The following is a 13,247-nucleotide window of genomic DNA, read 5'->3' as shown; positions in this document are numbered from 1 at the left end:
AAATCTGTCATCTGTGAAAGGGCGTCAATAGAGGTTTTTTACAGGAGTCTTGAAATCATGAATAACATGAATTTTCGGTTTGGATCTTCATTCCTGTCACATCTCGATGCCCTCGCCCGTCATACCCGTATAAAACCGAAAGGGATGATGACGGATGCTAAAATATGACGTAGCCGTTGTAGGTGGAGGCGTAGCCGGTTTAACAGCTGCAATCTATGCGGCAAGAGCCGGAAAGCAAACGATACTCGTTGAAAAGCAGGAGCGTTTAGGTGGTCGGGCCATGACCCATAAGAAGAAGGGAGCCTATTTCAATCTGGGCGGGCATGCCTTATATCATGGAGATGCCCTTTCAACCTTTCGCGAATTAGGGCTCCAATTGCCGGGTGGCCAACCTTCGATTGACGGGTACGGGATTTGGAAAGGGAAACTAAGTCCGTTACCCATGGGCGTGAAATCCCTATTCACCACCCCTCTATTATCCTGGAAGGGCAAGATGGAGCTCGGCGCCTGGCTTGCGAAATTAGGTAAACTGGATACGCAGCTGTACGACAACATGAGTCTGCGCGAATGGATTGAAGATAACGTGCAGGATCCGATGGTACGAAATTTATTCTATTCGCTATTGCGTACAGCGAGTTATGTGGTAGCCCCTGACCTGCAGGCTGCCGGTCCTGTACTGCAGCAGCTTAAGCATGCGCTTAAGGGAGTGTTGTATCTGGATCGGGGCTGGGGGGCCATGGTCGATGAATTAAAACAAAAGGCTCTGGAGCAGGGAGTTCAAATCGTGACGAAGAATAAAGTCATTTCGGTTGAGCATCACGAGGGAAAGGTACGGCACGTCCTTTGCGGCGATGGCATGAAAATAGAAGCAAACCATATTATTCTTACCACACCGCCAGCTGTCGCTCACGAACTGGTGCCCTATGCAGAAGAAACCGCCCTTCATACTTGGAAGGAGCAGGCGGTCGAAGTGACAGCGGCTTGCTTGGATGTAGCCCTGCGTCGTCTTCCGGAACCGAAGCAGCAGTTTGTGTACGGCCTCGATCAAACCGTCTTTCTCTCGAATCAATCCCGAGCGGCTTACCTGAGTGATGATGGCGCACAAGTCATAACCTTGCTTAAGTATCAGGGCAAGGAGAAGGATGCAAGAAGGGATCTGCAGGAATTAGAAGAAACCTTAGACTTGGTGCAGCCCGGTTGGCGCAACGAGCTCGTGGAGAAACAATACCTTCCTAACATCACGGTCTGCCACGATTTTATGCATGTGAAACGCCAGGAGAACCCGGGTCCAGCCGTCCCTGAAATCGGCGGGTTGTATGTAGCGGGAGAATGGGCAGCGCATGGCGAACTCTTGGTTGATGCTGCAACTGCAAGCGCCAAGCGGGCTGTACAGCATATACTCTCGCTTGAAAGTGAGGAAAGGACCCCGAATGAGCACAGAGTTATTGTATAAAAGCTATCGATCCGCTCTTTTCTCGCTAGCTTACCGGATGCTGGGAAGTGTAATGGATGCGGAAGATATCGTACAGGAGGCCTTCATCAGCTATAACCAATTGCCCCATCCGCAGGACATTCGCAATGAGAGAGCGTTTCTGTACAAAATCGTAACGAATCGCTGCTTGGATTTGCTGCGCTCTTCTGCCAAAAAGCGCGAGCTGTACGTCGGTCCCTGGCTGCCGGAACCCTTGATCGAGAATATGGCGTCAGAGACGGACCCTTCGCTTATCGTAGAGCAGCAAGAGTCCATCTCTACAGCATACCTGCTGCTCCTTCAGCAGCTGAACGCGGTGGAAAGAGCTGTTTTTCTTCTCCGCGAGATTTTTCATTATTCCTATGACGAAATTGCTGAAATTCTGGGAAAAAGCAGTGCCAATTGCCGTCAAATCTTCCGCCGCGCTAAGAGCAGCATTCATTTTGATCCTGATCAGAGACCTTCGATCTTGGTGGCGGAGGCGCAGATCAAGGATTTTGTGGATTCCCTCTTGCAGGGGAACACGAATAAGCTGCTGGAGCTGTTAAGCGAAAATGTCGTTCTCTACTCGGACGGTGGCGGTAAAGTTAGAGCGGCGCAAATTCCTGTGGTTGGAGTTCATAAAGTGATCCAATTGCATCTGAACCTGCTTAAAATGTATGAAGGACAATATGCGTACTCTTATCTTACCGTCAATGGTCTGCCGGGAATGCGGATCCGGTTGGATAACGGTGTCCAATTCATTTATTCTTTTGCTTTTAAGAACCATCGGATCGAAACGATTTATACCGTGGCAAATCCGGATAAACTCAGGCATATACAGTTGCCGTGATGCAAAAAAACAGGGCCGATTTAAGATCATAGGATCTTAAACCGGCCCTGCTGCATAGTAATCCGTTATACGCCGGAATAAGCCATGAAGCCGCCGTCTACGGGAATCACCGTTCCGGTGACGAACCCGGAGGTCTGATCATCCACAAGCCAGAGCAGGGTGCCGAGCAGATCCTCCGGCACGCCGAACCGTCTCATGGGGGTATGGGAGATGATTTTATGAGAGCGCTCGGTTAATGAACCGTCGCTATGGGTCAGCAGATTGCGGTTCTGCTCGGTCAGGAAAAAGCCTGGCGCGATCGCGTTCACGCGAATGCCGGATTCCGCGAGATGTACGGACAGCCACTGCGTGAAGTTGTTGATGGCCGCTTTGGCTGCACTGTAAGCCGGGACCTTGGTCATCGGGCTGGGTGCGCTCATGGACGAGATATTCAGCACGACGGCCCCGGGACGTCCCAGCATCCCTTCCGCAAAGACTTGCGTCGGTATCAGCGTGCCGATGAAGTTCAAATCGAATACGCTGCGGAAGCCAGGTACGCTTAACCCGAAAAAGGTTGTCAGATCCGGCTGCCCCACATCCTCCGGACGGAAAATTTCGTTGGTTGTATTCGCGTCTTTCCGGTTACCGCCGGCTCCGTTAATGAGGATATCGCAAGGTCCGAAAGACTCGCGCACAGCCTTTTCCGCTTGCCGGACGCTTTCCATATCCGTTACATCGCAGGAAACGGCAATGGCTGTACCGCCGGCTGCCGTAATTTCATCCGCCACCTGCTGCCCTTTCTCGGCCGTACGATTCAAGACGGCGACCTTGGCACCTTGCCGGCCCAGCTCCAAAGCCATTGCCCGGCACAGCACCCCGGAGCCGCCCGTAATAACAACCGTCTTCCCGTTTAATGACGGATGAATGGGAAGGGATGGCGTCACTTGCGGCGTGGATTCATGAGAAACTCCGCTTGGTCCGGGTTCAGAAGTACCCGTTGCATGGATATTTACCTCACTCATTGAACAGCCTCCTTCAGCTGAGCTGCGCGTCCCGCACGCTCCCGGCTGTAAGCGTCCCACAGCCCCCAGAGATACATAATGCCGAGGGCGCGGTCATACAGACCGTAACCCGGACGGCACTGCTCACCCCATATATGCCGCCCGTGATCGGGTCTTACATATCCGGTGAAACCGTTGTCATGATAGGCTTGCACAATGCCGGAAATATCAACGGTACCGTCCTCGGTACGGTGGGACGTTTCAATGAAGTCGCCGTTATCAAAGACGCGTACATTCCGGATGTGCGCAAATGGAATCCGGTCATGGAACTCATGGATCATGGAGACGATGTCATTATCCGGATTGGCGCCAAGCGAACCGCTGCACAGGGTCAAGCTGTTCGCCGGACTATCGTATAGCTTGAGGAATCTCCGCAGATTCTCCTGGCTGGTAATGACCCGTGGCAGACCGAAGATCGGCCAAGGCGGATCATCCGGGTGAATAGCCATTCGGATGCCGTTCTTCTCGGCAGCCGGGATGACGGCGCTTAAGAAATATTCGAGGTTGCGCCACAGATCGTCCTCGGTAACGCCGCGGTATGCTTCGAACAGGGAGGTCAGATGCGCCAAGCGCTCCGGTTCCCAGCCTGGCATCGTAAGCGTGCTGTTTCGGTTGATCGTCTGTACCAGCTCCATCGGATCAATGCCGTGGATCTTGGCCTTCTCAAAGAAGAGAGCCGTCGATCCATCGGCAGTCTGCTTATGGAGATCGGTTCTAGCCCAGTCAAACACCGGCATGAAATTGTAGCAGATGACCTTGACGCCGACCTGGCCCAATTTCTCAATCGTCCGGATGTAGTTGGCTATGTACTGATCCCGCGAGGGCAGCCCAAGCTTGATATCCTCATGCACATTGACGCTTTCGACGACGTCAATATGAAGGCCGTACGCTTTTGCCTGGTCCGCGATTTCTTCAATTCGCTCCATCGGCCATTCCTCGCCGACAGGAATATCGTGAAGTGCCCATACGATGCCCTCCACGCCGGGGATTTGTCTAATCTGATCCAGCGAGACCGTATCGTTGCCCTCGCCAAACCACCTGAATACCATGCGCATTTCTTCACCGCCTTTACAAGTTTAAGGAGTTAACGCAAAGCTGCTGGGAATTTTGCAAGTTACGAGTGCACCGCCAAGATGGAAGCCTGCGAACGGCTAAGTCTATCCGCCTGGATTGCTTTATTTAAAATAATCGGGATGCTTCTCTTTCAGCACGGCCAGATTGGAGATGATCAGGCTGAGATGCGCCTGCATTTCCCGTTCGGCATGATCGGCGTCATGACGTGAAATCGCGTCCGCGATCTCCCGATGCTGCTCGTACAGGTTGGTCCAATTCGGATCGGCGGACAACCATAACATCCGGCTCCGGTTCAGATGAGCGTTCATCTGCTGCAGCACGTTCCATGTGCCGACCTTACGGCAGCCTTCGAACAAAATACGATGAAAGGCCTCATCCAGATCAAACATATGCTTGCCGTCATGCTTCTCGATGCTCTCGCGCTGCTCGGACAGATTGTGCTCCAGCTCGGCGAATTTATCCTCGGGAAAGCTTTCGCAGGCAAGCCGGACCACGGCTTTCTCCAGCTGCTCGCGCATGAAGCGCGCTTCCTCGACCAACTCCGAATCGATGAGCGAGACGCGCGTGCCGCGCTGGGGAAGCACCACAACCAGGTCCTCCTGGGCCAAACGGACAAAGCTTTCCCGTACCGGGGTCCGGCTGACCTCGAAGGATAGGGAAACCTCCTTCTCGGATAAAGCTGTTCCCGGCGGCAGCTCTAGACTGACAATTTGCTGCTTAAGCTTGGAGTACACGATATTTCCGGCCGATCCTGGCTGTAATCGCAAAGATTCTACCACTGCATCACCTCCTAATGTATTCCATACTACCATACTTGTATGGTAGTATGGAACTGAAAATCAAAATAAGAATCGGAGGGCGATCACATGAGCCGTTTGGACACGGAAAACCTGCTCCTAAACAGCAACAGCGCAAAGAAACTCTTTTATGATTATGCGGAAGGGATGCCGATATTCGATTACCACAATCATTTAAACCCGAAGGATATCGCCACCAACCGGCAGTTCGATAACCTGACGGAGCTATGGCTGGAGGGTGACCATTATAAATGGAGGGCGATGCGCTGGCTTGGCGTCGACGAAGAACTGATTACAGGCGGTGCAAGTGCCGAAGCCAAGTTCATGGCCTGGGCGGAATGCGTTCCGCGCTTGGTGGGCAATCCGCTCTATCACTGGACCCATCTGGAGTTGACCCGTTATTTCGGGATTCAAGAGCGGTTGACCGCTGATAATGCTAAGGAGATCTGGGAAGCTTGCAATGAGCAGCTAAAGGCCCCTGCCTTGCGGACTGGCGAAATTCTGGAGAAATTCAAGGTCAAAGTGGCCTGCACGACAGATGATCCCGTTGATTCGCTGGAGTATCATCGGGCCATTCGGGATCATGGGGAATTATCGACCATCGTTGCCCCTGCATTCCGGCCGGATCGGGTGCTGGATGTCACGAACCCGGATTTCACCACCTATGCACAGAACCTGGGAACAACGGCCGGTATAGCCGTGGATACCTATCAGGGATTGCTGGATGCCCTGCAGGAGCGGATTCAATATTTCCATGATCATGGCTGTCGCCTGTCGGATCACGGCTTTGGCGCGTTTCCTTTCGAACAAGCCGATGAACAAGAGGTTGCGGACATTTACGGCAAAGCGATCAGCGGGGGCAGCCTCACACCGCTTGAGGATCGGAAATATCGCACCTATACCCTGCTCAAGCTCGGAGAAATGTATCACGCCAAGGGCTGGACCATGCAACTGCACATTGGGGCGATCCGGAACAATAATGCGCGCATGTTCTCGAAGATCGGCAAGGACAGCGGGTATGACTCGATTCTCGATTTCCATCTGGCGGAAAGCCTGAACGGTTTTCTAAGCAGGCTCGACAGGAACGATCAGCTGCCGAAAACCATTGTGTACAGCCTGTATTCCTCGCATTACGAAATGATCGCTACTACGATCGGGAATTTCCAGTCGGCTGGCGTCGAGGGCAAGCTTCAGCTCGGTTCCGCTTGGTGGTTCCACGATCAAAAGGAAGGGATGCTGAAGCAGCTCACCGCGTTGTCTTCCATGGGGCTGATCAGCACCTTTGTCGGCATGCTGACCGATTCCAGGAGTTTTATGTCGTTCCCGAGGCATGAATATTTCCGCAGAGTGCTGTGCCGCCTGTTCGGGGACTGGATCAAGGAAGGGGAATTGCCCGCCGATTATGAATATATCGGTGCCATTATCCAGGACATTTGCTACCACAATGCCGAGCGCTATTTTCAAATCCATTGACAATTGCATGCGGAGCATGAACAATAGACTTACTATATGAAAGCGTTTGCTGATGGTCAGATAGAAGATATGTGACAGCAGATGTGTTTGAACAGGCGAGGGGGACATACCGTGCAAAGGAACCGGGCGATATTGGTGGATGACGAGGTGTTTACGCGCAAAGGGCTCCTGAAGCTGATTGATTGGGAAGCCTGCGGCTTTCAAATTGTAGATGAGGCGGATAACGGGGAAGATGCGCTGGAACTGATTGAACGGCTTCAACCGGATGTGGTCATCACCGATATCCGCATGCCGGTGCTGGATGGACTCGAGCTGATCAGGCATGTCGTCACGAAGGACATCGTCAAGCCGTATTTCATTATTGTAAGCGGATACGATGATTTCAATTATGCCCAGCAGGCCGTCCGCTATGGCGTGCATGATTTCATTCTGAAACCGATTGATGAGACGGAATTCAGCCATGCGCTGGTTCGGCTCAGCGAGCGGCTAAAATCAGACCGCGAGGCTCGCTTGAGAGAAGAGAGGCTGTTGTCCGGGGCCCTGATGGAATCACTCATTATAGGAGAAGCCGATGAGTCGCTGCTGCAGGAATGGGAGCAACGCCTCGAGCTTCAGCCGGAGAGTCGCCTGTTCTACGTCTTTGTCGAACGGAATGACTACCAGCAGGCTTCGGCGGCGAACGGCAATGACGATGGCAGAGCAGAATTCAAGGACAGGGTGGAGGCGGCTCTCCTTGCGATCTCGAATGGAGAACAGCCCTTCTATCTGCATGAGCATCGCAATCGAATCGGCATTATCGTTCCGGGCAGCATCCTGCACTGTTTCCAGGGGTGTCAACGGGGATTTGCCAGACGCCTTCAGCAATCGCTTGCCGATTCGGGCCACGAACGAATCTTTGTTTATTTTGGTCAACCGGTGTTGCAGCTGTCCCGCATTCAGGAGGCATACGAAACGGCCAAAGAATCACTCCTGTACAAATATATCTATGATGAGAGCGGCATTGTGATCCATGAGGAGGCCTCCCAGCACGGCCTTAACTACATCGGGCTGGAAGAGGGGCTTTACGAGCAGTTTCTGGAGCAGATCGAGGAGCTGCATTTCGAGAAGTTGGAAGTGACGATTCGCCTTCTGTTCGAATCCTTCCGGGAGAAGTTGTATGCTCCCGAAGCGGTGAAGACGGCAATCAACCAATGCGTGCTGGGCGTGGTCCGGGTGCTCGGCAGCATGGACGGGGATCAGAGCCGGCTATCCAGTTTGGAGCCGATGACCGAATGGCATGACCGCAACTTGTCGCTTCAGGGGCTGAAGCGGTTGTTCACGGAATTCGCCATTGAGAGCGCGAACTATATCGCGCACCTTCGCAAGGAGCAGCACAAGGGCGGAATCCAGAAGATCCGGGCTTATATCGAGGCCCATTATCATGAGAATATCAGCCTGAAGGGCATCGCAGGGAAGTTCTATATGAACCCGGTGTATTTGGGACAGCTTTTCAAAAAGGCGTATGGCATTTACTTTAATGACTTCCTGCTGCAGCTGCGCGTGAACGAAGCGAAGCGATTGCTGCGCCAGACGGATCTGCGCATCTATGAGGTGGCGGAACGGGTCGGCTTCAGCAACCCGGACTATTTCGTCACGCAATTCGAGAAGCTGGAGCGAATGACGCCAAGCGAGTACCGGAGCCGCTTGATGAAGGAGGACGCGTCCCAAGGGGCGAATCGATGAAGCCAAGCTTGAATAATGTCCGTCTGCGGGACAAGATGCTGCTGATGTATTTCCTGGCCGTATTTTTGCCAATCCTGGTCACCAACCTCATCTTTTACAACGTGACATCCGGCAGCGTGAGGGAGCAGCGGATCCAGGATATAACGGTGGCGCTTGAGCAGATGAAGAATGAGTTCCGTCGTGAAGTCGAGGACGCGCTGGAGATCTCCTCCGTCTTCTACACGGACATTCAGTTGAACGAGATCATGGAGACGGTGTACGATCATCCGGCCGATTATATCGAGGCTTATGATACCTATCTCCGCCGCATTTTGAATTCGGGCAGCGCCGTGTACAATTCGGTCAGCGAGATTACGGTGTATGTGGACAATCCGACCCTGCTGTATTCCGGCGGCATTAATTATATTAGCGACCAGGTGAAGGAAGAGGCCTGGTACAAGGCAATTGCGGGCAAAAACGTAACCCAGCCGATTGTGATGCGTACGGGCAAGAATGGCCAATTGGACAGCTTCAGCATCATCCGAAGCATGAATTATTTCAGTTCCCAGGATGATCATACCAAGTATCTCAAGATTGATATGCGGATGCCCTCGATTCGGCAGATCATGAGTAATCTGAATGTGCAGGGCAAAGTGTACCTGCTGAGCGGTGCCGGAAATATCGAATACACCACGGATCCGAAGGTTGATATTATGCAGGGTTCCGTGCCGTACAGCAGCATCGTGCATGGCGACAGGTTTCTGGAGTTTCACACCGATACGTTCACGACCAACAATCTAAACACCTGGACGATCATGGCGGTGACGCCGGAGGATGTGGTGCTGCGCGACGTGCATCAGTCCTTGCGATTCGTCATTGTGCTGACCTGCCTGAACTTTCTGCTTCCGACCTTGGTGATTGTCTGGATAAGCCGTTCCCTGAACGTGCGTCTGATACGGATACTCAAGCATATGAAGAAGGTCAAGAACCAGAATTACGACACGATCCAAGAGGCTGAGGCATATGACGAGATCGGTCAGCTGACGGGTGAATTCAACCGGATGACCCTGCAGCTTAAGAGCTTGATCAATGACGTGTACGTGGCGGATATCCAGAAGAAGAATTTGGAGCTTCAGCGGCGGCATGCGCAATTGAACGCTCTGCAGAGCCAGATTAATCCGCACTTTCTCTTTAACGCCTTGGAGACCATCCGCATGCGCAGTCTGATGAAGGATGAGGATGAGACGGCAAAAATCATTCATAATATGGCTAAGATCTTCCGCAATTCCCTAGTTTGGAAAAAAGACATGGTGACGCTCAAGGAAGAGGTGGAGTTTATTCACTGTTTCCTTGAAATCCAGAAATACCGGTTTGGCGACAAAATCGATTACTCGGTTCACGCCCCTGCAGAGGAAGGACATTTGCAAATACCGAAGATGGCCATCGTTACTTTTGTGGAGAATGCCAGCATTCATGGCATTGAGCCGCTCAAGCACGGGGGTCGCATTGAAGTTCAGGTTGTGCGCGAGGGCCAAAGCCTTATCTGCAGCATTCAGGATAACGGGGCAGGCATGTCCGCTGAGCAGGTGGAACGCATCTACCGCTACCTGGATACCGAGGATGAGATGGGCGAGCGGATCGGCATTCAGAACGTGATTTACCGGCTGAAGCTGTATTACGGAAGCCGGTTCCAGTTTGAAATCGACAGCTCGCCTGGACAAGGCACCCGGATAAGACTGTCCATCCCCATCGAAACCTAACAGGGCAAATCCTGCTTGGCACTCCGGTTCGGAGTGACTACAGCAGGATTTGTTCGTTAATCAGGAGGAGAGGTGCGGCGAAGGCCGCAGAGGTGCCATTTTTCACGATCATGGATACGGTTCTATAGTTTTCAAAGTATCACCTAAAGATTGACGGGTGAAAATCGCTCCTGAGCTCTCTTATAATGAAAGTGCTTACAAATTAACGAGACCGAAAGGGGTAGGTCAAGAGCATGAACAAGAAATTTTGGGTAAGCTGTCTGACCGTGGTTATGATGGTATCGCTTCTGGCGGCTTGCGGCGGCGGTAAAGAGGCAGCGGATAACGCACCGGCCGCCGGCGGCGAAGGCGTGAAGAAAGAAGAGAAGGTCACCTTCACCTATTTCAACTCCGCAGCAGGTAAAGACAAAAATACGAACGAAACCACCATCGGTAAAATTTTCGAAGACCAAACCGGCGTGAATTTTAAAATGGAGCATTTGGTAGGAGACGAGAACACCAAGGTGGGAACATTCATTGCCAGCAACGATTATCCCGATGTGATTGTGCCGGGGAGCTCGATCGATAAGCTGGTCGGGGCGGGCGCCTTCATTCCGCTCAATGACCTGATCGATAAGTACGGCCCTAACATCAAGCGTGTGTACGAGCCGTATTACAATCTGATGAAAGCCGATGACGGCAACATTTACTTCCTCCCGTTAAGTGCGGTTGTAGGAGAGTACACGTCGGCTCCCAATATCGAGCAAGGAGCCTTCTGGATTCAGCGCCGCGTCCTGAAGGAAGCGGGTTACCCGAAAATCAAGACCTTCGACGAGTACCTGAACCTGATTCGCGATTACGTGAAGAAGCATCCGGAGGAAGGCTTGACCGGATATCTGGCACTGACGACGCAGGATAAATTTTTTGCCCTGACCAATGCCCCGATGCACTTGGCCGGTTATCCGAACGATGGCGGCATCATCATCGACATGGAGACTCACGTAGCGAATGATTACGCTGACGACGACATTACGAAGCGTTACCTGCAGGAGCTGAACAAGCTGAATGCGGAAGGCCTGTTCGATAAATCCTCTTTCGTGGACAACTATGATCAATACCTTGCCAAGCTGACTTCCGGTAAGGTGCTCGGCTTCTTCGACTATAGATGGCAGGTAGGCCAGGCGATGAACAACTTGCGCGAAACAGCCAATAAATCGGGTAACGACGATCTCGAATATATGGCGCTGCCGATCGTATACGACGAGAATACCAAGGATCAATATCTGGATCCGCCATCCTTTGTGAACAACCGCGGCGTAGGGATTTCCGTCAGCGCGAAGGATCCGGAACGCATTGTGAAGTATTTCAACAACCTGCTGACGGACGAGAACCAAATTCTGTCGAACTGGGGCATCAAGGACGAGACGTATTCCGTAGATGAGAACGGCCGCTTCTACCGTACGGAAGAGCAGATTGCACAGACGAATACGGAAGCCTTCCGCGAGTCCTTCGGCTTCAAATACTTTGAATACAACTGGCCACGTTACGGCAACGGTTCTACGCTTTCTGACGGTAATTCCGTGGGTGCGGGACGCCAGCCTGAGGTTGCGAAAATGTCTTACTCCGAACCGGACAAGAAATTGCTTGAAGCATACGACATCGATTCCTTCTCGCAGCTGTTTGCGGCACCGGACGATCGTCCATGGTATCCGGCTTGGAGCATTCCGATCGATCAGGGATCACCGGCCCAAATCTTCACGCAGAAGAAAAGCGATTTGCAGCGTAAATACTTTCCGAAACTGGTTCTTGCCAACCCTGCGGAGTTTGACGGCATATGGAACGAATACGTGGGCGAGTTCAGCAAGCTGGACGTGAAGGGATATGAGGATCTGATCACTGAGGAAGTAGCCAAGAAAATCGCAAATGCCCAAGGACAATAATAGATAAGAGGAGATCAGGGGCGGACCACTCGATAAGTTTGTATTCGTCCCTCCTCCTCTATAACCATTGTACGGGCTGGATAGGAAGGAGAAGAAACCGTGGATAAGGCGAACCCGATTGGACCTGCAGAGACGACGGCGCTACGTGAAACGCCGGCGGTATCGAAAGGTTTCTTCAATAAACAACGGAAAAACAATACTGGTTTGAACGATAAACCGCCATCAGGCGAAAAAAGCTTCTTCCAGAAGCTGCTGCAGCAGAAGGCGCTGGTCTTCATGTCGATCCCTTTTTTGATATGGTTGTTTGTCTTTAAGTACCTGCCGCTATGGGGCTGGACCATCGCGTTTCAGGATTTTAAACCGGCCAAGAAGATATTCGATCAGGAATGGGTAGGCTTGCAGCATTTTACCTTTCTGTTTCAGGACGAACACTTCCTCCGGGTCATGCGCAACACGCTCGCTATGAGTTTTATCAACCTTGTCTTAGGTTTTGTTACGGCGATTGTGTTAGCGATCCTGCTCAATGAGCTGCGTAATTTGATGTTCAAACGGGTGGTGCAGACGATCAGTTATTTGCCCCATTTCATCTCTTGGGTTGTGGCAGCGAGCATTATTTCGACGGCTCTGTCCGCAGACGGCGGGATTATCAATGAACTCCTCATGTGGTTCGGGATTATTAAGGAACCGATCTTATGGCTTGGGGAAGGGGAATATTTCTGGGGAATACTCGGTGTTTCGGAAGTATGGAAGAATGTCGGCTGGAACACCATTATATATTTGGCAGCCATGACGATGATCGATCCCTCGCAGTACGAGGCGGCGGAAATCGATGGCGCCGGACGCTTTCAACGGATCTGGAACATCACCTTGCCGGGTCTAAAGCCAGTATTCATCATCCTGCTGATCATGAATATCGGCAACCTGCTCGAATCCGGCTTTGAACCGCAATATTTGCTTGGTAACGGCATGAACGTGGATTATTCCGAGAACCTGGATATTTTCGTGCTGAAATACGGTATTCAGATGGGCAACTTCTCGCTCTCGATTGCAGCCGGCATGTTCAAGACGGTCGTCAGCTTCATACTCTTGTTCACGGCCAACCATATCGCGAAGAGACTGGGCGAAGATCGATTGTTCTAAGCGAAAGCTTGCGAGGACCGTTCTCTATCAGAAAACGTAC

Annotated in this window: 10 protein-coding genes; 7 read left to right on the top strand and 3 right to left on the bottom strand. The window is 52.0% G+C overall.

All coding sequences use genetic code 11. The features are described 5' to 3' along the window. Nucleotides 1-154 precede the first annotated feature (154 nt). Nucleotides 155-1,453 carry an NAD(P)/FAD-dependent oxidoreductase gene (locus tag MKY82_RS32545; RefSeq protein WP_339295114.1) on the top strand — a complete coding sequence of 433 codons (1,299 nt, stop codon included), beginning with the start codon at nucleotides 155-157 and terminating at the stop codon, nucleotides 1,451-1,453. Beyond that, nucleotides 1,431-2,303 carry an RNA polymerase sigma-70 factor gene (locus MKY82_RS32540; RefSeq protein WP_339295113.1) on the top strand — a complete coding sequence of 291 codons (873 nt, stop codon included), beginning with the start codon at nucleotides 1,431-1,433 and terminating at the stop codon, nucleotides 2,301-2,303. Before MKY82_RS32545 ends, MKY82_RS32540 begins: the two co-directional genes overlap by 23 nt. A gap of 65 nt (nucleotides 2,304-2,368) precedes the next feature. On the opposite strand, the gene MKY82_RS32535 is transcribed toward MKY82_RS32540, so the two are convergent. The 3 genes from MKY82_RS32535 to MKY82_RS32525 form a co-directional block, all read right to left on the bottom strand. Further along, nucleotides 2,369-3,304 (bottom strand): SDR family oxidoreductase, encoded by a 936-nt coding sequence (locus MKY82_RS32535; protein ID WP_339295112.1) that lies wholly within the window; start codon nucleotides 3,302-3,304, stop codon nucleotides 2,369-2,371. Further along, nucleotides 3,301-4,398 carry a mannonate dehydratase gene (uxuA, locus tag MKY82_RS32530; protein ID WP_194540074.1) on the bottom strand — a complete coding sequence of 366 codons (1,098 nt, stop codon included), beginning with the start codon at nucleotides 4,396-4,398 and terminating at the stop codon, nucleotides 3,301-3,303. Before uxuA ends, MKY82_RS32535 begins: the two co-directional genes overlap by 4 nt. 120 nt (nucleotides 4,399-4,518) lie before the next feature. Continuing rightward, nucleotides 4,519-5,196, bottom strand: coding sequence for a GntR family transcriptional regulator (locus MKY82_RS32525; RefSeq protein WP_194540073.1), 678 nt, complete (start codon nucleotides 5,194-5,196; stop codon nucleotides 4,519-4,521). A gap of 87 nt (nucleotides 5,197-5,283) precedes the next feature. On the opposite strand from MKY82_RS32525, the gene uxaC reads away from it, so the two are divergent. From uxaC to MKY82_RS32500, 5 genes are all read left to right on the top strand, one after another. Continuing rightward, a complete protein-coding gene (gene uxaC, locus MKY82_RS32520; protein ID WP_339295111.1) occupies nucleotides 5,284-6,687 on the top strand; it encodes a glucuronate isomerase in 1,404 nt (467 codons plus the stop codon). Between the two features lie 111 nt (nucleotides 6,688-6,798). Beyond that, nucleotides 6,799-8,409, top strand: a complete 1,611-nt coding sequence (locus MKY82_RS32515) for a response regulator transcription factor (RefSeq protein ID WP_339295110.1) — start codon at nucleotides 6,799-6,801, stop codon at nucleotides 8,407-8,409. Further along, nucleotides 8,406-10,148, top strand: a complete 1,743-nt coding sequence (locus MKY82_RS32510) for a sensor histidine kinase (RefSeq protein WP_194540070.1) — start codon at nucleotides 8,406-8,408, stop codon at nucleotides 10,146-10,148. The genes MKY82_RS32515 and MKY82_RS32510 overlap by 4 nt, the downstream gene beginning before the upstream one ends. 233 nt (nucleotides 10,149-10,381) lie before the next feature. Beyond that, nucleotides 10,382-12,067 carry an ABC transporter substrate-binding protein gene (locus tag MKY82_RS32505; protein ID WP_194540069.1) on the top strand — a complete coding sequence of 562 codons (1,686 nt, stop codon included), beginning with the start codon at nucleotides 10,382-10,384 and terminating at the stop codon, nucleotides 12,065-12,067. A gap of 276 nt (nucleotides 12,068-12,343) precedes the next feature. Beyond that, nucleotides 12,344-13,207, top strand: a complete 864-nt coding sequence (locus MKY82_RS32500) for an ABC transporter permease subunit (RefSeq protein ID WP_233355146.1) — start codon at nucleotides 12,344-12,346, stop codon at nucleotides 13,205-13,207. The last annotated feature ends 40 nt before the right edge of the window (nucleotides 13,208-13,247 follow it).

The sequence above is a fragment of the Paenibacillus sp. FSL W7-1279 genome, assembly GCF_037969845.1.
GTDB lineage: Bacteria > Bacillota > Bacilli > Paenibacillales > Paenibacillaceae > Paenibacillus_AQ.
Note: the sequence above shows the minus strand (reverse complement) of the source record. Positions and strands in the feature narration are given on the sequence as shown.